Annotated in this window: 25 protein-coding genes; 19 read left to right on the top strand and 6 right to left on the bottom strand. The window is 61.2% G+C overall.

Annotated elements, in window-relative coordinates; genetic code table 11:
* Positions 1-100: 100 nt before the first annotated feature.
* Positions 101-457, bottom strand: coding sequence for an MmcQ/YjbR family DNA-binding protein (locus Q0844_RS03935; protein WP_299042306.1), 357 nt, complete (start codon positions 455-457; stop codon positions 101-103).
* 195 nt (positions 458-652) lie between these two features.
* Here Q0844_RS03935 and cysS point away from each other — a divergent pair, with 195 nt between their 5' ends.
* The 4 genes from cysS to Q0844_RS03915 are packed head-to-tail and all read left to right on the top strand — an operon-like array spanning position 653 to position 5,127.
* Positions 653-2,032 (top strand): cysteine--tRNA ligase, encoded by a 1,380-nt coding sequence (gene cysS, locus Q0844_RS03930; protein ID WP_299042304.1) that lies wholly within the window; start codon positions 653-655, stop codon positions 2,030-2,032.
* The gene (gene cimA, locus Q0844_RS03925; protein ID WP_299042301.1) at positions 2,025-3,641 is read left to right on the top strand and encodes a citramalate synthase; all 1,617 of its coding nucleotides are present in this window, start codon (positions 2,025-2,027) and stop codon (positions 3,639-3,641) included. Before cysS ends, cimA begins: the two co-directional genes overlap by 8 nt.
* A complete protein-coding gene (locus Q0844_RS03920) occupies positions 3,638-4,363 on the top strand; it encodes a class I SAM-dependent methyltransferase (protein ID WP_299042298.1) in 726 nt (241 codons plus the stop codon). The genes cimA and Q0844_RS03920 overlap by 4 nt, the downstream gene beginning before the upstream one ends.
* On the top strand, positions 4,360-5,127 hold the full coding sequence (locus Q0844_RS03915; RefSeq protein WP_299042296.1) for a squalene/phytoene synthase family protein: 768 nt from the start codon (positions 4,360-4,362) through the stop codon (positions 5,125-5,127). The genes Q0844_RS03920 and Q0844_RS03915 overlap by 4 nt, the downstream gene beginning before the upstream one ends.
* Before the next feature lie 9 nt (positions 5,128-5,136).
* Here Q0844_RS03915 and Q0844_RS03910 read toward each other — a convergent pair whose 3' ends face one another.
* Positions 5,137-6,369 (bottom strand): MFS transporter, encoded by a 1,233-nt coding sequence (locus Q0844_RS03910; RefSeq protein ID WP_299042294.1) that lies wholly within the window; start codon positions 6,367-6,369, stop codon positions 5,137-5,139.
* A gap of 91 nt (positions 6,370-6,460) precedes the next feature.
* Here Q0844_RS03910 and Q0844_RS03905 point away from each other — a divergent pair, with 91 nt between their 5' ends.
* The 5 genes from Q0844_RS03905 to Q0844_RS03885 all read left to right on the top strand — a co-directional run bounded on the left by Q0844_RS03905 (position 6,461) and on the right by Q0844_RS03885 (position 9,937).
* Positions 6,461-7,144, top strand: coding sequence for a precorrin-6A/cobalt-precorrin-6A reductase (locus tag Q0844_RS03905; RefSeq protein WP_299042292.1), 684 nt, complete (start codon positions 6,461-6,463; stop codon positions 7,142-7,144).
* Positions 7,141-7,770 carry a DNA-3-methyladenine glycosylase 2 family protein gene (locus Q0844_RS03900; RefSeq protein ID WP_299042289.1) on the top strand — a complete coding sequence of 210 codons (630 nt, stop codon included), beginning with the start codon at positions 7,141-7,143 and terminating at the stop codon, positions 7,768-7,770. Before Q0844_RS03905 ends, Q0844_RS03900 begins: the two co-directional genes overlap by 4 nt.
* On the top strand, positions 7,767-8,432 hold the full coding sequence (locus Q0844_RS03895) for an alpha/beta fold hydrolase (RefSeq protein ID WP_299042286.1): 666 nt from the start codon (positions 7,767-7,769) through the stop codon (positions 8,430-8,432). Before Q0844_RS03900 ends, Q0844_RS03895 begins: the two co-directional genes overlap by 4 nt.
* Positions 8,433-8,573: 141 nt before the next feature.
* Entirely contained in the window at positions 8,574-9,167 is a 594-nt protein-coding gene (locus Q0844_RS03890) for a hypothetical protein (RefSeq protein WP_299042284.1), read from the top strand.
* 185 nt (positions 9,168-9,352) lie between these two features.
* Positions 9,353-9,937, top strand: coding sequence for an HNH endonuclease (locus Q0844_RS03885; RefSeq protein WP_299042283.1), 585 nt, complete (start codon positions 9,353-9,355; stop codon positions 9,935-9,937).
* Between the two features lie 20 nt (positions 9,938-9,957).
* Here Q0844_RS03885 and Q0844_RS03880 read toward each other — a convergent pair whose 3' ends face one another.
* Positions 9,958-10,413 carry a YHS domain-containing (seleno)protein gene (locus Q0844_RS03880; RefSeq protein ID WP_299042281.1) on the bottom strand — a complete coding sequence of 152 codons (456 nt, stop codon included), beginning with the start codon at positions 10,411-10,413 and terminating at the stop codon, positions 9,958-9,960.
* 104 nt (positions 10,414-10,517) lie between these two features.
* Positions 10,518-11,300 (bottom strand): exodeoxyribonuclease III, encoded by a 783-nt coding sequence (xth, locus tag Q0844_RS03875; protein WP_299042280.1) that lies wholly within the window; start codon positions 11,298-11,300, stop codon positions 10,518-10,520.
* 358 nt (positions 11,301-11,658) lie between these two features.
* Here xth and Q0844_RS03870 point away from each other — a divergent pair, with 358 nt between their 5' ends.
* Both Q0844_RS03870 and Q0844_RS03865 read left to right on the top strand, forming a co-directional pair.
* A complete protein-coding gene (locus Q0844_RS03870; protein ID WP_299042279.1) occupies positions 11,659-11,997 on the top strand; it encodes a DUF6749 domain-containing protein in 339 nt (112 codons plus the stop codon).
* A gap of 46 nt (positions 11,998-12,043) precedes the next feature.
* Positions 12,044-13,099: a hypothetical protein gene (locus tag Q0844_RS03865; protein ID WP_299042277.1), complete on the top strand. Its 1,056-nt coding sequence runs from the start codon at positions 12,044-12,046 to the stop codon at positions 13,097-13,099.
* A 3-nt stretch (positions 13,100-13,102) separates the two neighbouring features.
* On the opposite strand, the gene Q0844_RS03860 is transcribed toward Q0844_RS03865, so the two are convergent.
* On the bottom strand, positions 13,103-13,426 hold the full coding sequence (locus tag Q0844_RS03860) for an iron-sulfur cluster assembly accessory protein (protein WP_299045196.1): 324 nt from the start codon (positions 13,424-13,426) through the stop codon (positions 13,103-13,105).
* Between the two features lie 81 nt (positions 13,427-13,507).
* On the opposite strand from Q0844_RS03860, the gene Q0844_RS03855 reads away from it, so the two are divergent.
* The 8 genes from Q0844_RS03855 to Q0844_RS03820 all read left to right on the top strand — a co-directional run bounded on the left by Q0844_RS03855 (position 13,508) and on the right by Q0844_RS03820 (position 21,640).
* Positions 13,508-14,641, top strand: a complete 1,134-nt coding sequence (locus tag Q0844_RS03855) for a deoxyguanosinetriphosphate triphosphohydrolase (protein ID WP_299042275.1) — start codon at positions 13,508-13,510, stop codon at positions 14,639-14,641.
* Positions 14,642-14,701: 60 nt separating this feature from the next.
* Positions 14,702-16,444 (top strand): arginine--tRNA ligase, encoded by a 1,743-nt coding sequence (gene argS / locus Q0844_RS03850; protein ID WP_299042273.1) that lies wholly within the window; start codon positions 14,702-14,704, stop codon positions 16,442-16,444.
* A 124-nt stretch (positions 16,445-16,568) separates the two neighbouring features.
* Positions 16,569-17,561 carry an SPOR domain-containing protein gene (locus tag Q0844_RS03845; RefSeq protein WP_299042270.1) on the top strand — a complete coding sequence of 331 codons (993 nt, stop codon included), beginning with the start codon at positions 16,569-16,571 and terminating at the stop codon, positions 17,559-17,561.
* A complete protein-coding gene (gene nagZ / locus Q0844_RS03840) occupies positions 17,558-18,559 on the top strand; it encodes a beta-N-acetylhexosaminidase (RefSeq protein ID WP_299042267.1) in 1,002 nt (333 codons plus the stop codon). The genes Q0844_RS03845 and nagZ overlap by 4 nt, the downstream gene beginning before the upstream one ends.
* A gap of 10 nt (positions 18,560-18,569) precedes the next feature.
* Complete coding sequence (locus tag Q0844_RS03835) at positions 18,570-19,373, top strand: ScpA family protein (protein WP_299042266.1); 804 nt, start codon at positions 18,570-18,572, stop codon at positions 19,371-19,373.
* Entirely contained in the window at positions 19,357-20,010 is a 654-nt protein-coding gene (scpB, locus tag Q0844_RS03830; protein WP_299042263.1) for an SMC-Scp complex subunit ScpB, read from the top strand. The genes Q0844_RS03835 and scpB overlap by 17 nt, the downstream gene beginning before the upstream one ends.
* 73 nt (positions 20,011-20,083) lie before the next feature.
* Complete coding sequence (locus Q0844_RS03825; protein ID WP_299042262.1) at positions 20,084-20,314, top strand: hypothetical protein; 231 nt, start codon at positions 20,084-20,086, stop codon at positions 20,312-20,314.
* Positions 20,315-20,410: 96 nt separating this feature from the next.
* Entirely contained in the window at positions 20,411-21,640 is a 1,230-nt protein-coding gene (locus Q0844_RS03820; protein WP_299042260.1) for a hypothetical protein, read from the top strand.
* Here the strand turns inward: Q0844_RS03820 and Q0844_RS03815 are convergent.
* On the bottom strand, positions 21,637-22,716 hold the full coding sequence (locus Q0844_RS03815; protein ID WP_299042259.1) for a 2'-deoxycytidine 5'-triphosphate deaminase: 1,080 nt from the start codon (positions 22,714-22,716) through the stop codon (positions 21,637-21,639). The genes Q0844_RS03820 and Q0844_RS03815 overlap by 4 nt on opposite strands.
* Positions 22,717-22,721 lie beyond the last annotated feature (5 nt).

The following is a 22,721-nucleotide window of genomic DNA, read 5'->3' as shown; positions in this document are numbered from 1 at the left end:
GGCCAGAGCCGTGGGGCGAAGTCAACACCTGGACCGGGGCGCTGCCCCAGACCCCGGCATATTTCTGGAACAATGAAGGCCCGTGTCATGGAGAACGGTGTCAGGTGTCGTCCTGCCATGCGGCGAGTGCGGCCTGCGCTTTCTTGGGCAGGGATTTGCGGATCAGCCCATAGGAGGTGTGGATGCGGTCGGCCAATGCCTCTGCGCCGGGGTGGTCGAAGGGGATACGGACCCAGGAGCGGTGGAAGTACTTAGCTTTGGTGGCGGCCCCGATCTCGATCAGGAACTGTGCGCTTTCAGGGTCTTCCGTCTTGACCGAGATGCCGTCCAGCGCGTGGCCGTAGCAGGCGAACATCTTGTCGCCGACCTTCCACGCCTCAAGCCCGCCATCGGCGGCACTGTGATACCATGCGCCGGGCAGGGCGGCGCAGATGCGGTTTGCGTTTTCGAGTGTCATGCCGGGAGTGTGGCGATTGGAAGTTTGTCAGACAAGGGTTGACCGCTGTTGCCGCTGCGCGCTACTGACACGTCATGACCGGAACCGTCTGCATCATCTGCTGCATTTCCTGCTGATTTCACAGCGGGCCGGTTCTTTGTTTCCTTGACAGTTCAGAATTGCTAGGCCCGCGCCAACCTGTGCACGAGGCATGCCATGACCATCCAGCTTTACAACACTGCGACGCGCCGGAAAGAGGCGTTCGAGCCGCTTGATTCGACAAACGTGCGCATGTACCTGTGCGGGCCGACTGTTTACGACCGGGCCCATCTGGGCAATGCGCGGCCTGTGCTGGTCTTTGACGTGCTGAACCGGCTGCTGCGCCATGTCCATGGCGCGGATCACGTTACATATGTGCGCAATTTCACGGATGTGGATGACAAGATCAACGCGACGGCACTGGCGCGGAAGCAGGCGGGTGCTGCAGGGTCGCTTGAGTCCTTGGTGCAGGAGCGCACAGACGAGACCATCGCTTGGTATCACGCCGACATGGATGCTCTGGGAGCCCTGCGCCCGGATCACGAGCCGCGTGCTACACAGTACATCGCTCAGATGGTGGCGATGATTGAGGACCTGATGGCCAAGGGCTTTGCCTATGCCAAGGACGGGCATGTCCTGTTTCGCGTGCGTGCCTACGAGGCTTATGGCGCGCTGTCAGGCCGGTCGGTGGACGACATGATCGCGGGCGCGCGGGTTGAGGTGGCGCCCTATAAAGAGGACCCGATGGATTTTGTGCTTTGGAAGCCATCGGATGATGAATTGCCGGGCTGGGACAGTCCGTGGGGCCGTGGACGGCCCGGGTGGCACATCGAATGCTCGGCCATGGCCTATGAATTGTTGGGCGATACGTTTGATATTCACGGTGGGGGCAATGATTTGACCTTTCCGCATCATGAGAACGAGATTGCGCAGTCGACATGCGCGGGTCACGGGTTTGCACGCGTCTGGATGCACAACGAGATGTTGCAGGTCGAGGGAAAGAAGATGTCCAAGTCCTTGGGCAACTTTTTCACCGTGCGAGATCTGTTGGATGAGGGTGTGCCTGGCGAGGTGATCCGGTTTGTCATGTTGAGCACGCATTATCGCAAGCCGATGGACTGGACGGAAAAGAAGCGGGCTGAGGCGGAAGCGACGTTGCGGAAATGGGCCGGTTTGGTGGATGGTGTGGCGCCTGGTGCGCTGCCACCTCTGGTGCTGGAGGCACTGTCGGATGATCTGAACACGCCGCTCGCGATTACGCACATGCACAAGCTTGCGTCTGAAGGCGATGCGGCGGGACTGGCGTCAGCGTTAACTTTAATGGGCATTAACCTTGATGCTTCGGAAACGCCGGCGGGTTCGGCGTTGGACGCTTTGGCGCAACGCTTGGCTGTATTGCGGGTTGCAGCGATGCAGAGCAAGGATTTTGGCCCGGTGGATGCGATGAAGGCGGCGCTTGTGGAGGCAGGTGTTGAAGTGCGGATGAGCAAGGCTGGGGTGGAGTTGGTGCCCGGCACTGCGTTTGATGCGTCAAAGCTGGAGGCGCTTGATGTCTAAAGAACGGCTCTTCCTTTTCGACACGACCCTGCGCGACGGCCAGCAAACCCAAGGGGTGCAATTCTCGACCCCCGAAAAGCACCGGATTGCGCAAGCCCTCGACACCCTCGGCATCGACTATATCGAAGGGGGCTGGCCCGGGGCGAACCCGACCGACAGTGCCTTTTTCGAGGATCAGCCCAAGACCCGCGCGACCTTTACCGCCTTTGGCATGACCAAGCGGGCGGGGATCAGTGCCGAGAATGACGATGTGCTGGCGGCTGTGCTGAATGCGGGTACCTCTGCCGTGTCTCTAGTGGGCAAGACCCATGATTTTCACGTGGACAAGGCCCTTGGCATTTCGCTGGCCGAAAACACGGCCAATATCGCGCAGAGCTTTGCCCATCTGGTGGACGCCGGGCGCGAGGCGATCTTTGACGCCGAACACTTCTTTGACGGCTACAAGAGCAATCCCGACTACGCGCTTGAGGCCATTCACGCGGCCCATGATGCCGGCGCGCGGTGGATTGCACTGTGTGACACCAATGGCGGGACGCTGCCGCACGATATTCACGCCATCACCAAGGCGGTAATCGCGTCGGGCATCGATGGTGGGCGGCTGGGCATTCATACGCACAACGATACCGAGAATGCGGTGGCAGGGTCCTTGGCGGCCGTCGATGCAGGGGCGCGGCAGATCCAAGGCACGCTCAATGGGCTGGGTGAGCGGTGCGGGAATGCGAACCTGACCGCGCTGATCCCGATCCTGCTGTTGAAGGAGCCCTATGCCAGCCGGTTCGAGACAGGTGTGACGCTGGAGGCGCTGGAGGGGCTGACGCGCACCTCGCGCATGTTGGACGACATATTGAACCGGGTGCCGCAGAAGCAGGCGGCCTTTGTGGGGGCGTCTGCCTTTGCGCACAAGGCGGGGCTGCATGCGTCGGCGATCCTGAAGGACCCGACGACCTACGAGCATATCGATCCCGCCAGCGTCGGGAATGCGCGTGTCATTCCGATGTCCAACCAGGCGGGGCAGTCGAACCTGCGCAAGCGGCTGGCGGAGATGGGCCTGGACGTCCCTGCGAAGGACCCGGCCCTGTCCCGTATTCTGGAGCGGATCAAGGCGCGGGAGGCAGAGGGCTATTCCTATGACACCGCGCAAGCGTCGTTCGAGCTGCTGGCGCGGGATGAGTTGGGGCTGCTGCCCGAGTTCTTTGAGGTCAAGCGCTACCGTGTGACCATCGAGCGGCGCAAGAACAAGCGGAACCGTATGGTATCGCTGTCCGAGGCTGTGGTGGTGGTGAAGGTGGACGGGCAGAAGATGCTGTCCGTGTCCGAGAGCATGGATGAGCTTGGGACAGACCGGGGGCCTGTGAACGCGCTGTTCAAGGCGTTGGCCAAGGATTTGGGGCGGTATCAGCGCTATGTCGAGGATATCCGCCTCGTCGATTTCAAGGTGCGTATTACCCAAGGCGGGACCGAGGCCGTGACCCGTGTCATCATCGACAGTGAGGACGGTCAGGGGCGGCGTTGGTCCACCGTCGGGGTGAGTGCCAACATTGTCGATGCGTCATTTTCGGCTTTGCTGGATGCGATCCGGTGGAAGCTGGTGCAGGATGGCGTGGCATGACGCCAGAGGCATGGCAGGCGTTCTTGCAGGCCCGGGATGGGCTGCCCCGTCAGGGGCCCGGCGCGCCGGAGGACGTGCGCTGGGTCGTAGATCATCTGGGCCTTTCGGGGGCGGTGGACGTGTTCGATGCGGGCTGTGGGCCGGGCGATGATACGGTTGCGCTGGCCAACGCTCTGCCGCAGGCGCGCATTCGGGCGGTGGACACGGCCGAGCCTTTTGTGCGTCAGGCGCAGGATCGGGTGGCCGTCTATGGCGACCGGGTTCGGGTCCGGGTGGGCAGCATGGCCGAACCTGGCGGACGCTATGATCTGATCTGGTGTGCTGGCGCCCTTTACTTTCTTGGCGTGACCGAGGGGTTGACTCTGTGGCGCGACGCGTTGACGCCGGGCGGGCATGTGGCCTTTTCCGAACCTGTTGCATTGGCGCCTTTTTCTCCTGCGGCGGCGGCGTTCTGGGAAGAGTATCCCGGCATCACTGATCTGGCGGGGATCGCGGCACGCGTGACGGCCGCGGGATATCGTGTGCTGGGTCATCGCATGCTGGTCGGTGCACCATGGGAGGCATATTATGCCCCGATGCAGGTGCGGAACGATCACTTGAGCGCGACCGCGACGGACCCGCTGCTGTTGGCGGCTGTTGCTGAAAACCAGACCGAAATTGACCGGTGGCGCGCCGCACGGGGCGAGATCGCCTATGCCTTGCTGATCGTGGCCCCGGCATGACCCTGCCCGAAGACGTTGTCGCCTGCGCGCGTATTGTCGAGCAGGGCGACGCCGATCGGTTCCGCACCGTGATGGCAGCCCCGGTTGCGGCGCGCGCCAGGCTGTTTCCGCTATATGCCTTCAATATCGAGGTGGCGCGTGCACCCTGGGTCACGCAGGAAGCGATGATTGCAGAGATGCGTCTGCAATGGTGGCGGGATGCATTGGAAGAGATCGCGACCGGCGCGGACGTCCGCAAGCATGAGGTGACGACCCCGCTGGCGCGCGCGATTGGCGCCGAACAGGCGCGTCTGCTGGACGGTGCCATTGCCGCGCGGCGGTGGGATATCTATCGCGACGCCTTTGAGGATGCGGTGCATTTTGACTGCTATCTGGACCAAACGGCGGGCCACCTGATGTGGAGTGCGGCCCAGGTCTTGGGTGCGCCCGCGGATCAGGAGGCGGCTGTGCGGTCTGTCGCGCACGTCGCAGGGCTGGTTGCGTTTCTGCGGGCGGTCCCCGAGTTGGAACGGGCAGGGCGCATCCCGTTGCTGGACGGCACACAGGCTGGGGTTGGTGACCTGGCGAGGCGCATCATGTTACGCCTGACCATGCCTCGTGTGCCCGCGACGGTGCGACCTGCGTTGTGGCCTGCAATTGGTGCGCGGAAGGTGCTGGCTCAGGTGATCCATGATCCGGCCATGGTGGCCGAAGATCGGATGCCAAATGCGTTGACGTCCTGGCGGTTGGGGGTGTCTGCCGTGTCGGGGCGGTTGCTGTTGTAAGGCGGATCCTTACCCGCGCAAGGCCGGCAATGCCCGCTGCCGCATCACCAGCCAGATCAGCGATCCACCCGCCAGCACCAGGAACGGCACCATGGCGATGTTCACCGCCGCCCAGCCTTCGACCGGATCGCCGCCTGCACAGTTCATCAACCCGCCAGATGCCAGCGACGCCACCGTCACACAGCCGAACACGATCAGGTCGTTCATGCCCTGCATGCGGCCTCTTTCCTGAGGGCTGTGTGCGCCTGCCAGCATGGTGGTGGCGCCGATGAACCCAAAGTTCCAGCCGAGGCCCAGCAGGAACAGGGCCCAGTAGAAGTTGGCAATATCGACGCCCTGCAGCGCCACAATACCCGCGCCACCCAGGATCGCGAGGCCAAGGCCCATGATCCGCTCTACCCCGAAGCGGGCAATCAGGTGTCCGGTAAAGAAGGATGGCGCGAACATGGCCAGCACGTGCACGGTGACCACATCGGCGGCATCCGGTTCCGTATAGCCGCATCCGACCACCGCCAGCGGCGTCGAGGTCATCACGAGGTTCATCAGCGCGTAGGACACCGCTGCACAGATGACGGCCACTGCAATGCGCGGATCGCGCAACAGTTCGCTGCGGGTGCGGCCCGGACCATCGGTTGCCGAAGGGGCGGGCGGCTTGGGGATGTCGAGAAGCAGGAACAGCGCCATGCCCAGCAGGTTGAACCCCATGGCGACCCAGTAAATCGGGATATAGCGTGCAACAGTCGCGTCTGCCGCGCCGGCCGTGACATAGCCGACGACCTGTGGCCCGATGATGGCCGACAACAACCCACCTGCCATGACGTAGGATATCGCCTTGGGACGGAACGCATCGGACGCCGTGTCGGCAGCGGCAAAGCGGTAAAACCCTTGCGCGGACATGTAGATGCCGGTCAGAAAACTGCCCACAAGGAACAGCCAGAAGCTGCCGATGCTCAGCGCCCAGACCCCGATTGCGGCCCCGGCCAAACCGCCAAGCGCGCCCAGAATGAATCCGGTCTTGCGCCCAAAGCGTTGCATGATCGTGGACAGCCACGGCGCCGTGGTCATCGACCCGAATACGATCAGCGAGATGGGTAAGGTGGCAAGGCAGGCAATCGGGCTAAGCTGTTGTCCTGCCAGGCCTGCCACCACAAACATCATGGTGATCTGGCTGCCCAGAAAGGCCTGGGCCGCCACCAGCACGGCCACGTTGCGTTTTGCGCGGGTATCATCGACTTGGGTCATATGTGCTGACTATCCCCGGATATGATCCCCGGCAAGCGTGCGATTGAGCACAGGTGGTTGCGCATGCGGGGCACGGGGGTAGGGTAGCCGCATGACACGGGTTCTTGTTCTGGGTGGATCTGCCCTTACCGATGATGTGGGGCATGCTCTGAAATCCGCAGGGCATGACGTGTCGGTCTATTGGTCGCGCGGGCCTATGTCTGCGGTCCTGCCCATGGCGACCACGTTGCGGGCAGGCCTGGATGGGGCGGGCCTGCTTGTGGACACGACCCATCCCTTTGACGACACGTTGCGAGGTCTTGCGTTGGCCTTTGCCGCAGACGTGCCACGCGTTCGGGTGGGACGACCCGCGTGGACGCCAGCCCCGCAGGACCGATGGACCGAAGTTGAGGATCTGGCGCAGGCGGTCGCCGCCCTGCCTTCGGGCGCGCGGGTCTTTGCCGCGTCGGGCCGCGACAGCGCCGAAGTGCTCGCGCATCATGATGGCCCCGTGTACCTGCGCCAGTTGCATCACCACGACGATGTGCCACCCGTGGGATGCACATTTGTCTTTGGCGATGGCCCGTTTGACGTTGAAAGCGAAATCACCCTGTTTCAGAACCTGGAGATTGACGCGCTGTTGGCGCGAAACATGGGGGGCGTCCGGGGATTTCCCAAACTCGCGGCGGCCCGAACGCTTGGTTTGCCGGTTGTATTGATCTCGCCGCCTGAGACGGGGTTCGAGATACATGTGCCGGATGCCGGTGCTTTGCTGGACTGGTTGGGATCACTGTGACCGGGCGTCTCATCGAAACGGATGCGGATGTGGCGGAAGGTGCTGCATGGCTGGCACAGCGTGATCCTGCCCTGGCCCGCGCGCTGGAGGTGGCCGGACCCTTGCCACTGCGCCGCCGCCCGGACGGGTTTGCCGCCCTTTTGAATGCGATTATCGGTCAGCAAGTCAGCGTCGCGTCGGCCAATGCCATCTGGGCCAGGCTAGAGGAGGGCGGCCTGATCACGCCCACCGCCGTGACCAGGGCGGAAGAGGACGGGTTGCGTGCCGCGGGGCTGAGCCGACAAAAGATCCTTTACGCGTGCGCGCTTGCGGAGGCCGGCATTGACTATGACGCATTGCGTCGCGCGCCCGATGCCGACGTCATCACAACGCTGACCGCGGTCAAGGGCATCGGTGTCTGGACAGCCGAAATCTATGCCATGTTCGCACTTGGGCGGGCGGATGTGTTCGCGCCGGGTGACCTGGCCTTACAGGAGGCCGCCCGGATGATCTTTGACCTGCCGGACCGGCCAAAGGAAAACGCGCTACGCCAGATGGCGGGGGACTGGTCGCCGTGGCGCGCGGTTGCCGCACGGCTGTTCTTCACCTACTACCGCGTGGCAAAGGGCCGAGAGGGGATCACATGACACGGGTATTGCAAGCAGGGCGGGTTGAGCCGCAATCGGGTGAGCTGCGGTCTATCGTGGTGTTCCTGCACGGCTACGGCGCCAATGGCGCGGACTTGCTTGGCCTCGCTGAGCCGCTGGCCGAGCATTTGCCAGACACGCTATTTGTGGCCCCCGATGCGCCCGAAGCCATCGACATGATGCCCAATGCGTATCAGTGGTTTCCGATCCCGTGGATTGACGGATCGTCCGAGGAAGAGGCCGAGCGCGGTTTGAACGCGGCGTCCGAGGATCTGAACGCGTTTCTGGATGCACTCATGGTGGACGAGGATGTGTTGCCGGAACAGGTTGTCCTGTTCGGGTTCTCGCAGGGCACGATGATGTCATTGCATGTCGCGCCGCGACGCGAAGACCCCGTGGCGGGCATCGTTGCGTTTTCCGGCCGGTTGCTGAACCCCGAGGTCCTCTCGGATGAGGTGGTCAGCCGGCCGCCCATTCTGCTGATCCACGGGGATCAGGACGACGTCGTGCCGCCGCAATCCTTGCCGCAGGCCGCAGAAGCCTTGCAGGGGGCGGGCTGGAAAGACGTCTATGCCCATGTGATGAAAGGGACGGCCCATGGAATCGCGCCTGACGGGTTGAGCGTGGCGCTGGCCTTCATGCGGGACAAATTGGGTCTGTGATCTGAACAATATTGCTTATCTGGCCTGATTTTTTCGCGTCTTGCCTTGACGTGGCTGCCCGACGGCACATTTTCTTTGCGCCTTCGCGTTTTCTATGGCGAACTGTTGTGAAAACAAACGTGCGCAACAGGGGGACGCGGGATGAAAACGGCGCTGGCTGGGGGCCTGGCCCTGGCGGCGGCGGTGCTGAGTTTGACGTGGACGGCACCTGCCATTGCCTTGAACATCGACGAATTGAAAACGACATCAGCGGCGGTGGATACCGAACTGGACCGATCCATCGTGTTGCGGTCGGTTCGCATGCCTGGGGCCTTCGGCAAGCTGATCCTTGATATGGATTCCGATGCCGGACTGATCGACCGCACCCGAGACGTGGCCACGCTCACGGATGCGGATGTCTGGGTTGTTGGGCTGGATGGGTGGTCCGACACCGAATGGCTTGCGACAAGCCCGCTGTACAGGCTGTTTGCGTCGCACCTGCATGACGCGTCACCGACCCTGCGGTTCAAATCCTTTCAATGGAATGTCCGTGCCGGACAGATGATGGATGTGCATTTCGTCAATCTGAACCGTGCATCGGACCTGAGCGAGGCGTGTCTGGCAGAACTGGTCTATCGCCTGTCGCGCCGGGCGGTGACAAGCCGTCGCGCCGCTGACCTGTCACTTGTTGCCGCCCGTGCTCGACCGCTTGTCGAACTGACTGACCGGCCCGTGGATGCAGGCCATTGCGATTGAACAGCGACCCTGTGGATAACCGTCATGCGGATGTCACGATCCTGCCCTATCCGACCTGCGACATCTCGTGGTAAGTTGCGCACTTGTCAGACGCTTTCCACAAGATATAGTCACCGTATAAAGCTGGGGCGGGTTCCCCGCTCTGGTGCCAACAACGGGCAGACAGGGCGAGGACGGAGTCACAGATGGATGGCGATTTCAGGACAGAATTCACGCGCAGCCCCTCTGCGCTGAAACAGCACCCGGCGTTGGTGCTGAATGCGGATTACAGGCCGCTCAGCTATTATCCGCTGTCACTTTGGCCCTGGCAGGAGGCGGTCAAGGCGGCGTGGCTGGACCGGGTGGATATTGTTGCCGAGTATGACGAGGTCGTCCGGTCGCCGAGTACCGAGATCCGAATACCATCGGTCGTTGTCCTCAAAGACTATGTGAAACCTCAAAAGCGCGTGGCCTTTACGCGCTTTAATTTGTTTCTGAGGGACGAATTCCGCTGCCAGTACTGCGGGGCCAAGGGCGATCTGACCTTTGACCACGTCGTGCCGCGTGCATCCGGCGGTGTCACAAGCTGGCAGAATGTCGTTGCGGCCTGCAGCCCCTGTAATCTGCGCAAGGGGTCGAAGCCGTTGCATCGGACGGGCATGGCCTTGCGCAAACCGCCGCGACAACCCGGCGCGGAAGAGTTGCGGAACATGGGCCGCAAGTTCCCGCCCAACCATTTGCACGACAGTTGGATGGACTTCCTTTACTGGGATGCCGAACTTCAGGCGTAACAGGGTTGCGGCAACATGCGCTAGGTCAGAACGCCGGGCCAGTTTGTGTCGCCTGCTGCGATGCGCGCAGGAATGTCGCGTTCCCACCGTCGCTGAATGCGGCGGCTGAAGTTCAGATACAGCTTGCCATCCACGATCTTCCAGGCCTCCGGGATCGTTGAAGCGGTGTAGCCTTCGCTGACGGCCCACGCGCAGTACCCTCCATATTGCGGGGCATAGGCCGCGGGGTCATTTGCAAATGTGTCGCGGTTCGCCACGCTGGCAAAGTGCCATTCGACGCCCTTCCAGCCATACGTGATGTCGGCTGACCCCTTGACCGGTTTCCCTTCCTGAAAATAGGCAACGACATCGCTTGCATCGACGGCGACGCCATCGTTGGAATAGACGGGCGGTGTGCTGGCACCCGCGTAGCGCGCAGACAGCGCAACGGCGGGCAATGTGGCGGCGAGTGTCAAAACGGTGCGGCGCGTGGGCATTCTGTCTTTCCTCGTGCGGAACATCTTTGCCCAAAGATGGCGCGGCAAAACGCTGTTGCCATACACGGAACAAGACTGTGAGCCCGCGTGAGCGGGTGCGGTGCTCAGGCAGCGAGGTCGACCCAGACCGGTACGTGGTCTGACGGCTTTTCTTCCCCCCGGACGGACTTGTCGATCTGGCAGTCCACCATCATGTCGGCGCAGGCAGGGCTGAGCAGGAAGTGGTCAATACGTATGCCATCATCACGGTTCCATGCACCTGCCTGGTAGTCCCAGAAGGAATAGTGCCCCGGACCAAAGGTGCGGGCGCGGAACGCTTCTGTGAGGCCGAGGTTCAAAAGGTTGCGAAATGCCGTGCGGCTTTCCATGCGGAACAGCGCATCTTTGCGCCACGCATCGGGGCGCTTGGCGTCTTCGGCCTGGGGGATGATATTGTAATCCCCCGCCATCAGGAACGGCATCTCTTCGTCCAGCAGTGTTCGGGCGCGTTGGCGCAGGCGTTCCATCCAGGCCAGCTTGTAGTCGTATTTCGGACCGGGCACCGGGTTGCCGTTGGGTAAATACAAGCCGCACAGCCGAACGGCATGCGTGTCCCCCACGACCGTCGCCTCAATATAGCGGGCCTGTTCGTCAGCATCGTCCCCCGGCAGACCGCGCGTCACGTCCTCCAGAGGCAGCTTCGACAGGATTGCAACCCCGTTGAAGGATTTCTGCCCATGGGTTTCGACATTGTACCCCCGGTCCTCGAACAGCTCGCAGGGAAAGTTCTCATCCACCGACTTGATTTCTTGCAACAGAACGACATCGGGCTGCGCGGCGTCCAACCAGCGGGGCAACGCGTCGATCCGTGCCTTGATGCCATTGATGTTGAATGTTGCGATTTTCATGCCTGCCCCCCGATGGATGATCAAACTGGGTGTCGCGCATCCGTGGCCGTGCGGCAAGCCCCATCTGACGCGCCCGGAGAATGTGAATTAACTATTTCTTAACTTTTCGATTCGCGGTACAGTTGCGTGTAAGTGACCCAAAGGTCATCGATATCCCAGCAAAAACAGGGCTGTGGATAAAAAATTTTGTTCCAAAATGTTCTTGGTGGAAGATAGGGAAGCGCAATCGCTTCTGCGGGTTTGCTTATGTGGATAAGCCATCGGCAACTCGCCCTGAGCAAGAAAAGTTCTTTTGCAAATCGCCTTTAACGGGCAACGCTTTGGGCATCACAACCCAAGGCTGAAAGGAACCTACGCCATGACTGCACAACGCAAAATTGACTTCGCTCTGGACACCAACGTCACAACCGGTCTGCACACCGGCGACGCTGTGGAATTGTTCTCGACCAGCAGCGCGCCTGCTACCTGTGACTCGCTGCTTGGCGACGGAGTCGAGATGTTTTCGACCAGCAGTGCCCCTGCAAAATCGGACGTGGTGACCGGCGAGGGCGTCGAGATGTTTTCGACCAGCAGCGCACCGGTGTCGTCAAGCGCAGTCACCGGCGATGCGACCGGGGCGTTCTCGTCCGGTTCTGGCCCTGTGACGGGCACGGTCATTCAGGGCGATGTCACCGGCCTGTTCTCGTCCGGTTCGTAATTCCGCCGGCGGGATGATCAGGAGTCAAGTGAAAGGAGACCAATCCATGTCGAACATCATTGCCTTGAACGTCCCGCCGCGTCGCCAGCGGCTGATCGAGAGGGCCGGCGCCCTGATCGATATCTTTGCCACGCAGCGGCGCATCCAGGACGATGTGTTCTGGCTAAAGGAAAATGCAGAATTGCTCAGCATTCTGGAGTGCACGGGCACTGCAGTGGGGGCCGACATGTTGGCCCCACACCACGACTTTTACGATGGATTGCACGACCGGTTGCAGTTTTTCCCGCAATATTATCGGTTCCTGCTGTCCATCGGCCTTGATCTTGAGGATCTGGGCTTGCCTGGCACGCAGATGGAAGAGCTGTGCCACAGCGTGGCCCGTCAGGGACTGCCGGATGCAGAACTGAGCGATTTGCAGCGTGCCGAAGCCCGCAGGTTGCTGGCGCGGCGAGGTGTGGCTTGCGCGGCCGCCGATCCTGAACTCGACAGCCGTCTGCATGGCTTTATCAACCGGTCAGATACATATGCGCTGCCCAACAAGAAGGCGGCCTATGAGCTGACGCATATCGTGTTTTACCTGTCCGAATATGGGCGGCGCGATCCTGAACTGGGTCCCGACGCAGTGCGCAGCCTCACCTATGCGGGTATCCTCGCGTATCTTGATCAGAATATTGATCTTTTGGCTGAAGTCTGTGTGGCCCTGCGTCAGGCCGGTCAGCAACCTGACCCGATCTGGGTCGACGCGGTGCGCACGGATCTGTCCGGGTTCACCGTTGTTTCGGACGAAGATACCATTTCATCAGATGCGTACCACGAATACCTCGTTGCGAATTGGGCAGCGCAGACATTGGGCTTTGACGATACAGGTGCCGCATTGCCGGTGGGACGCGTGGCGTTTCATCATCCGACCAGAACCGGTGGCGCATTGCGCGGAGTGTCAGCCGCACTTTTTGCAGCGGCACGCACCCGCAGCACCCGATGGGATCACATGTGCGACTATGTGTTCAGTGTTCTTGACGACGATGCCGCCGCTGTTCTGGAAGCCACAATTGCATCCACGACCGAATTCGATGCGTTCTTTGCCACCTTCGCGCGGGCCTGACGGCTACATCGAAAAAGATGTGCCGCAGCCGCAGGAACTGGTGGCGTTGGGATTGTCGATGATGAACCGCGCGCCGATCAATTCCTCGGAAAAGTCGATGACGGCGTTGGACAGGAAGGGCAGGCTGATGCTGTCCACAACAACTTTCTGGCCCGCACCTTCCAGTACGAGGTCGTCATCCTTGGGGTCGTCCAGAGCGATTTCATACTGAAAGCCGGAGCAACCACCCCCTTCAACCGCGACGCGCAGGGCCTGGCCCTGATCCGCGGCGCCAATTTCTGCCAGACGCTCAAAGGCGCGGTCGGTGACTTTGGGTGGCAATTGCATCTGCATCTGCTCCGAACGGTTTTCATCGTGCTGCGCGTGCAATATATGCACCTAAGGTAAAGCCGACAAGGATCACTGGGAATGACAGCCGCCTATGCCTCGGATCCTGCCCACGCCCGGGGGCGACGCTGGCCCGAGGAAGAAATGTCGTTCCGCTCTCCGTTCCAACGGGATCGGGACAGAATCATTCACGCCTCGGCCTTTCGGCGGCTCAAGCACAAGACCCAGGTGTTTGTGGAACACGAGGGCGACTATTTCCGCACCCGACTGACCCATTCGATCGAGGTGGCGCAGGTGGCCCGCACGATCGCGGGTGCCTTGGGTCTGAACGATTGTCTGACCGAGGCCGTGGCGCTGGCCCATGACCTGGGCCATCCGCCGTTTGGCCATACGGGCGAGGATGCATTGCAGGTTCTGATGGCGCCCTATGGCGGGTTTGATCACAACGCCCAGGCCATCAAGATCGTGACGAAACTGGAATGCCATTATGCCGATTTCGACGGATTGAACCTCACTTGGGAAGCGCTTGAAGGAATTGCGAAACATAACGGCCCGGTGACGGGGGATCTGCCCTATGCGCTGGCTGAATATGACGCCGAACATGATCTGGAGCTTGGCACGCACGCAAGCGCCGAAGCGCAAGTGGCCGCGTTGTCGGACGACATTGCCTACAATAATCACGACCTGCATGACGGTCTGCGCGCCGGTCTGTTCAACGAGGCCGACATCTGTGCGTTGCCCATGGTCGGTCCCGCCTTTGCCGAGGTCGACAGGCTCTACCCCAACCTTGACGTGAACCGCCGCCGACACGAGGCGCTGCGCCGCGTCTTTGGCGTGATGGTGACCGACGTGGTCGAAACGTCGCGCGCACGCCTCGCGGACAGCGCTGTGCAATCGGTCGAGGATGTGCGCAAGCTTGGCCGTCCTGTCGTTCGGTTTTCGGACACGCTGTGGGCGGACCTTCAGCACATTCGCGCATTCCTGTTCACGAACATGTACCGCGCCCCGTCCGTGATGGCGAAGCGAGAGGAGGTCACATGCGTGGTCAACGACCTTTTCCCATTGTTCCTGTCCCAACCCGACCTGTTGCCAATGGAATGGCGTCGCAACGTTGACGCAAGCGACAAGATCGCGCTGGCACGCAGCGTATCCGACTATATCGCGGGCATGACCGATCGCTTTGCCCTGCAGGAACATGCCCGCCTGATCGGCTGAGTGCGCTTGACGCTTGGGGTGCGCGTGATACACCCCGCGCAACCATTGAATAGGCCCCAAATGAACCTTTTTGCCGACATCCGCGCCCTCGTGCTGACCACCCTTGATGCCATGGTCGAACTGGGGGAATTGCCTGCGGGACTTGAGACCCGCAACGTGACCGTCGAACCGCCGCGCGATGCGGCGCATGGCGACATGGCAACCAACGCCGCCATGGTGCTGGCAAAACCCGCCAAGATGAAGCCGCGCGACATCGCGGACGTCTTGGCACGGCGATTGGCCGAGGATGAACGGATCACAAGCGCCGAGGTCGCAGGCCCGGGGTTTCTGAATCTGCGGCTGACCCCGGTCGTTTGGCACAAGGTCATCGGCCAGGTTTTGTCGAACGGAACGGATTTCGGCCGCTCGGATCTTGGGGCTGGCAAGAAGGTGAACGTCGAATACGTCTCGGCGAATCCGACCGGACCGCTTCATGTCGGGCACACGCGGGGCGCGGTGTTTGGCGATGCGTTGGCGTCGCTGCTGGACTACGCAGGCTACGACGTGACTCGCGAATACTATATCAATGATGGTGGGGCCCAAGTCGATGTGCTCGCGCGCTCCGTCTATCTCCGCTACCTCGAAGCGCACGGACAGGACGTGGCGTTTGAAGATGGCACCTATCCCGGCGACTACCTGATTGGCGTGGGCGAAGCGCTCAAGGCCAAGGTTGGTGACGCGTTTGTCGACAAGGGCGAACAGTTCTGGCTGACGGATGTGCGGGAGTTTGCGACGGAAGCCATGATGGATTTGATCCGGGGTGACCTAGCCGCCCTGGGTGTCGAAATGGATGTGTTCTATTCCGAAAAGTCGCTTTACGGCACCGGGCGGATCGAGGCCGCTCTTGATGACTTGCGCGGCAAAGGGCTGATTTATGAAGGTGTGCTTGAGCCACCCAAGGGCAAAAAGCCCGAAGATTGGGAGCCACGCGAGCAGACGTTGTTCAAATCTACGGATCATGGCGACGATGTGGACCGGCCGGTGATGAAGTCGGACGGCGCCTGGACCTACTTCGCGCCGGACATTGCCTACCACTATGACAAGGTGCAGCGCGGCTTCGATGCGCTGATTGATGTTTTTGGCGCGGATCACGGCGGCTATGTCAAACGGATGAAGGCTGCGGTCAGCGCGCTGTCCGACGGCCGGGTATCGCTGGATATCAAGCTGACGCAGCTGGTCAAATTGTTCAAGAACGGGCAGGAATTCAAGATGTCCAAGCGGGCAGGGACCTTTGTGACCCTGCGCGATGTGGTGGACGAGGTCGGCCCGGACGTGACCCGTTTCATGATGCTGACCCGCAAGAATGACGCAATGTTCGACTTTGATCTGGACGCCGCACTCGAGCAGTCCAAGGAAAACCCGGTCTTTTATGTTCAATACGCACATGCGCGGGTGACGTCAGTGATGCGCAAGGCGTCTGAGCAGGGGTACATCTTTTCGCATGCACGGCTCTCCGACGCCGACCTGAGCGGGCTAACGGACCCGGCCGAATTGGCCGTGGCTGCCAAGATCGCCGAGTGGCCACGCCTGGTCGAAACCGCTGCACGCAGTAACGAACCGCACCGGATTGCCTTTTACCTTTACGAGCTGGCCCAGGTTTTTCACGCGCTATGGAACCGGGGCAATGACAAGCCCGAGTTGCGATTCCTGCAAGACAGCGAAGACGCGTCGATGCCAAAAATCGCGCTTGCCAGCGCCTGCGCCGTTGTAATTGCAGCCGGCCTTGGTATTCTTGGCGTGAAACCAGCCGAAGAGCTGCGTTAACGCTCCGCCAAAAGGGGCACACAGGCACATATCCTAACGCACGCCGTGACGTGGTTTCGTGGGCGCGCACAACCAACAAGATGACTTGTGCGGGCACGTATTCGCGCAGGCAACGAGGCAAAAGATGGCAGATATGCACTATACCCATGACCTGGGTCACCGGGGCTATGACGCGCAGGAGAATGCGGAAGTTCTGCAGTCCAACACGCTGAAAAACCTTACCAATTTCGCTGGCGCGGCAGTGTCCCTTGCGTTGATCGCTGGTGTGTCCGTTTGGGGATACAAGCTGGTGATGCGGGATGTGTCCGGTATTCCTGTTGTGCGTGCCGCAGAAGGCGAGATGCGGGTGCGACCGGAAGATCCCGGTGGCCAACTGGCCCGAAACACGGGCCTTGCCGTCAATGAGATCGCCGCTTTGGGCGAGGCATCGGGCCCCGTCGAACAGGTGACGCTGGCCCCGCGTCCTGTCGATCTGACCGAAGAAGATCAGCCGATCGCCGCCCAAACGGTGGCACCTGTGCAACAACCCGCTGCACTTGACGTCGCCGCCAGCTTGGAGGTGCCGCAGATTGACGTTGCCGCAGCCCTTGCCGAGGGCAACGTCGATGACCTGGTGAACCAACTGACGTCCGGGATTGATGCGATTGATGCGGAGCCGGTCGCGGTTGAACCTGTCCTTGCCAGCGTCAGCGCCGCAGAACTGCCCGAGGCACCGACGCCGGTGCCTGCCGTGGTGCAAGGTCCGGGGCCCAAAGCATCCAAACGCCCGCAATTGCGCCCCGCATCCGCACCCCAAACCGTGGTGCCGGCTCAGCCTGCGCGCGTCGCGCCGCTGACAAGCGATCTTGACGCGAACGAAATCCCTGCCGGCACCCGACTGGTTCAATTGGGCGCGTTCGACAGCCCCGAGGTTGCCCGCGCGGAATGGGAGAAAATGCAGGGCCGGTTTGGCGATTTGCTGCGAGACAAGGACCGCATCGTGCAACAGGCGCAATCCGGCGGCCGGACGTTTTATCGCCTGCGTGCACATGGGTTTGCCGACCTGAGTGACGCGCGCCGCTTTTGCTCGGCCCTTGTGGCCGAGGGCGCAGATTGCATCCCGGTCGTCACACGATGAGCAACTTTGGCGCGACCATATTGGACGCGGATGGCTTGCACCTGACGAAGGATGAAAAGGCCTTCTTCCGCGATGCCGATCCGTTCGGCTTTATCCTGTTTGCGCGCAACATCGATACCCCTGACCAAGTCTATGGCCTGTGTTCGGAATTCCGCGACGCGGTCGGGCGCGAGGCGATCATCACCATTGATCAGGAAGGCGGACGCGTCCAGCGGCTGCGCGGCCCCACATGGACAGAATGGCTGCCGCCCCTTGATTTCGTGCAGGCAGCAGGAGATGATGCCGAGCGCGCAATGTATTTGCGATACAGGCATATAGCGCACGAACTTAAAGCGCTGACCATCGACAGCAACTGCGCCCCTATGGTCGATCTGGTGGTCAAGGATACCCACGACTTTCTGCGCAACCGATGCTACGGCACATCGCCTGGTGACATCGCGGCCTTGGGCCGCGCCGCAGCGCAAGGGCATCTGGAAGGCGGCGTTCTGCCGGTGCTGAAGCATATTCCGGGTCACGGGCGTACGAACCTGGACAGCCACTACGATCTGCCCCGCGTGGATGTCAGCCTCGATACGCTGCGCGAGACTGACTTCGCGCCGTTTCGGGCACTTAATGATCTGCCCATGGGAATGACGGCGCATGTCGTGTACGAGGCGGTAGACGAAGTGCCTGCAACGCTGTCCCAAAACACAATGGACCTGATCCGCAGCGACATCGGATTTGACGGTCTGATCATGACGGATGACATTGGCATGAAGGCCCTTGATGGCACGCCGGATCAGATCGCGCGCCGCGCGTTGGACGCCGGATGCGATGTCATCCTGCACTGCAACGCACCTTTGTCACATCGGATTGCCTCTGCGGGTGCGGCCGGCCAGATGACCGACGCGGCCCAAGCCCGCGCCGAAGCGGCCCTTGCCGCGCGTCAGGCCCCCGACGACATTGACATTGCCGAGCTCAACGCCGAACTTGAGGCGCTTTTGGGCGGGGCAGGCTAAAGCGTGGGGCATGGCTGAGGACATATTCGAGGAAGACAGCGTTTCGGTGGCCGATCGCCTTGCCGCCGAAGCCCTGATCGTCGATGTCGACGGGTTCGAGGGCCCGCTTGACCTGCTTTTGACGCTCAGCAGGACCCAGAAGGTGGACCTGCGCAAGATTTCCGTGCTTCAGTTGGCTCGCCAATACCTTGCCTTTGTCGAAAGGGCCAAGCAATTGCGGCTGGAACTGGCGGCTGACTACCTGGTCATGGCGGCCTGGCTCGCCTTTCTGAAATCCCGCCTTTTGTTGCCACCGGACCCGACCGAAGAGGGGCCCAGCGGCGAAGAACTGGCAGCGCACCTGGCTTTTCAACTGGAACGCCTGCAAGCCATGCGCGATGCCGCCGCCCGCCTTATGGCCCGCGACCAGTTGGGCCGCGATTTCTTTGCACGCGGGCAATCCGAGATGGTGACACGCGTGCGCAAGGTGACCTATTCCGCGACCCTGCTGGACCTGATGCAGGGATATGCCCGCATCCGCACGCGTGACGAGTTCCGCCCCTTTGTCATGGATCGGGACGCCGTATTCACAATGGAGCAGGCGCTGGACCGCATGCGTGGTCTGATCGGCTTTGCTGGCGACTGGACCGACATCCTGTCCTATTTGCCTGAGGGATGGGAAATGGATCCGGCCAAGCGCCGCTCGGCCACTGCCGCCACCTTTGCGGCCAGTCTGGAATTGGTGAAAGAGGGCCATCTGGAAATCCGGCAATCCGATACATTTGCGCCAATCCAGCTGCGCAAGAAAGATGAGCATCGTGACCGAAGCAACTGAAGATAAAGAAGAAAGCCTGTTCGACGCACCGCCCCTTGCCGAACAGGAACGCATGGTCGAAGCGATCCTGTTTGCCACGGCGGAACCGATCACCACGCGCGAGCTTGAGGCCCGTATGCCGCATGGCTGCGATGCCGCCGAGGCGTTGGTCTATTTGCGCAAACGCTACGATGGGCGCGGCGTGCAGGTGATGAAGGTGGGCGACGCCTGGGCGATCAGGACGGCAGCCGATCTGGGGTTTCTGATGCAGAAGGAAACGGTCGAGACGCGCAAGCTTAGCCGCGCTGCCATCGAAACACTGGCGATCATCGCCTATCACCAGCCCGTCACTCGGGCCGAGATCGAGGAGATCCGGGGGGTCAGCGTCAGCCGGGGCACGGTCGATCAGTTGCTGGAACTGGAATGGATCCGCTTTGGACGCCGCAAGATGACGCCTGGCCGTCCGGTGACCTTTGTGGTGACGCAAACCTTCCTTGATCACTTCGGTCTGGAAAATGCGCGCGATCTGCCGGGGTTGAAGGAATTGCGCGCCGCCGGGCTGTTGGAAAACCGCCCGCCGCCCGGCGCGTTGCCCGGCCCGGAATCGGATGCGGAAGACGAAAGCGAAGAAGGCCAGTCCGAGCTTTTCGAGGATTGATCGGCGAAACAGCCTGAAATTCGCCGCATTCGCCCCTATATTGCCGGACAAGCGAACAGCGCGGAGTGGTCCCATGAATGCAAATCAGATCATTAACATGATCATGCGCATCGTCATGCGAAAAGCGATCAGCAAGGGCATTGATGCGGGGATGAACCGTGCCACCCGCGGGCGCGCGCAACAGCCGCGTCACCAGCAACAGCCACAGCTGGACGTGGATGACGGCCCTACACAGGCCGAAATCCGTGAACGCCGCCGCGCGCGCCGTGCTGCACGCGAAGCGCGACAAACGGGGCGCGACTAGGATCCGGGCCGAAACAGGGTCCGGAATACCACCGTTGATTGTTAAATGATGCTGCCGTAGCGTGATCGCCATTGATTTAAGTGGGGGATTTCGAACATGGCAGACAAATCTGCACCCGTGATACGTGTCGGATCCGTATCGCTCGGGATCACAGTTATTGCACTTTATGTGCTGTTCGTTGCGCTCGTCGCCTTTGGCTTTGGCAGCTATATTTATCGGACCGGATGGCAAGTCGATGCCAGTGCGGGGCTGGCCCCGGACGGGCCGGTTGTGGGTGGCAATGATATCGACAGCCTTCTTTTCATCATCAAAAGGGAACAGGACCTTGACCGCGCCAAGGCGCGCGTCACGCAGGATATTCGGCTTCAAGCCGCCAAGATGTCGGAGATGGAGGCAGATCATAACCGGTCCTTTGGAACCATCGCCATAGCCAAAACCGCGCTGCGCGCCGAGGTGGACGCGACCCTGGGCAAGCTTTCCGAGTTCCAGTTCGAACTGGATGGGCCACAGCGCCTGATCTACGACACGTCGCTTGAAACCTTGCACACAACCGTGGCAAGTGAACCGCCCAACTTGCGGTCCAAATCGGCGGAACTGCAATTGCGCGCGCTCATGCGCACTCTGGAAGACGGTCTTGGGCTGAGCCAGGTTGATCTGGACACCAAGGATCGGTTCGCCTCCCTGCATGATGCCACCATTGCGGCACTCGATGCTTTGTCGTCAGAGGTGGAGTCGGCCAATGCGGCCTCTCTCGGTATCAAGGCCGAGAAAGAGGCGTTGCAGGCCGATTTAAACGAATTGAGGGACAGGTGGGCGGCGCACGACCAACAAATCCTCGCGCTTCAGGAAACGCTACCGCCGGGAAACGCATCACGTGCGCGGCTGTCGGCGTTGTCGCTGAACACACCGATCATGCCGGACATCCTGATGCGTCTTGTCAGCTTTCCAACCATCTTCCTGACCCTGATCGTGACCATCGCGGCGGGCGGGCTTGGCACTGTGGTTGCCTTTTCACGCCGCTACTATTCAGCGAAAAATTCGGACCAGCTGACGTTGTCGCGGCTTTTTGTGAATGTGGGCGAGGGGATCGCTGCCGCCATCGCCATCTTTCTGTTCTCCGGCGCGGGTATGTTGGCCCTGACGCAAGGCAGCGGGCCGGCAAATGATGTCGAACTCAGCCCCTATACCGTGGCTTTCATCGCATTTCTGTCCGGGTTCATGGCCGAGGATGCCTTTGCCTCGATCCAGGCGGCGGGCAAGCGCATCTTTGCACCAGAAGCACAGTCTGACCAATCCAAGAAATCGGAGGACGGCGCCGACGCCTAACGTGGCGGCGCGAAATGCTTGGACAGCTTCAGGCCCTGACCCTGGTAATTCGAAGCGATGCCTGCGCCATAAAGCTGCGCAGGCTGTCCCGCCATCCGTTCGTAGATCAGACGGCCCACGATCTGCCCGTGTTCCAGCACGAAAGGTGCCTCGTGGCAGCGCACCTCAAGCACGCCGCGTGATCCGGTACCACCGGCGGCATCATGGCCAAAGCCCGGATCGAAAAAGCCGGCATAGTGCACCCGGAATTCACCGACCATCGCAAGGTAAGGGGCCATTTCAGCGGCATAGTCGGGCGGGATATGCACCGCCTCGCGGCTGACCAGGATGTAAAAGGCGCCAGGATCAAGGATGATATGTCCATCGCGGGCGTGCACCTCTTCCCAAAACTCGGCCGGGTCATAGTAACCAATATTGTCCAGGTCGATCACGCCGGTATGTGGCTTGGCGCGGTATCCCACCAGAGTCGTGTCGGGCAGTCGCAAATCAACGGAGAACCCAAGTCCCTCGTCAATCACCGCATCGCCGTCCACCAATGGCATGGCATCGTGCAGTGCCGTAAGTTCCCCATCGCTTAGCACCGCTTGCCCTGCGCGGAACCGGATCTGGTTCAGGCGCATGCCGGGACGGACCAACACCGAAAAAGAGCGGGGGCAAATCTCGGCATAGAGCGGACCGGAATAACCTGGAGGGATACGGTCAAATTCGGTTCCGCCGTCCGTAATGGTGCGTGTCAGCAAATCCAACCGACCGGTTGAGCTTTTGGCGTTGGCCACGGCCTGAATGCCGTCGGGCAGGTCCAGAACCTCCATCAGGGGCACCACATAAACGCACCCTTTTTCCAGCACCGCACCGCCAGACAGATCGACCTCGTGCATCTGGAATTCGTCCAAACGGTCCCGCACCCGCGTGCCATGGCCCGCCAGAAACGACGCGCGCACGCGGTACGCGATAGGCCCAAGGCGCAGATCAAGGCTGGCGGGTTGGACTTGCGCGTCAATGACATCCGGCGTGGCGGTGATCTCACCGCGTGCCATCATCTGTTGCAATTCCGTGTCTGGAAGTACGCCGATCATAGTGC

Origin of the sequence: uncultured Tateyamaria sp. (genome assembly GCF_947503465.1) — a bacterium.
GTDB lineage: Bacteria > Pseudomonadota > Alphaproteobacteria > Rhodobacterales > Rhodobacteraceae > Tateyamaria.
This window is presented reverse-complemented; position numbering and strand designations above follow the sequence as displayed.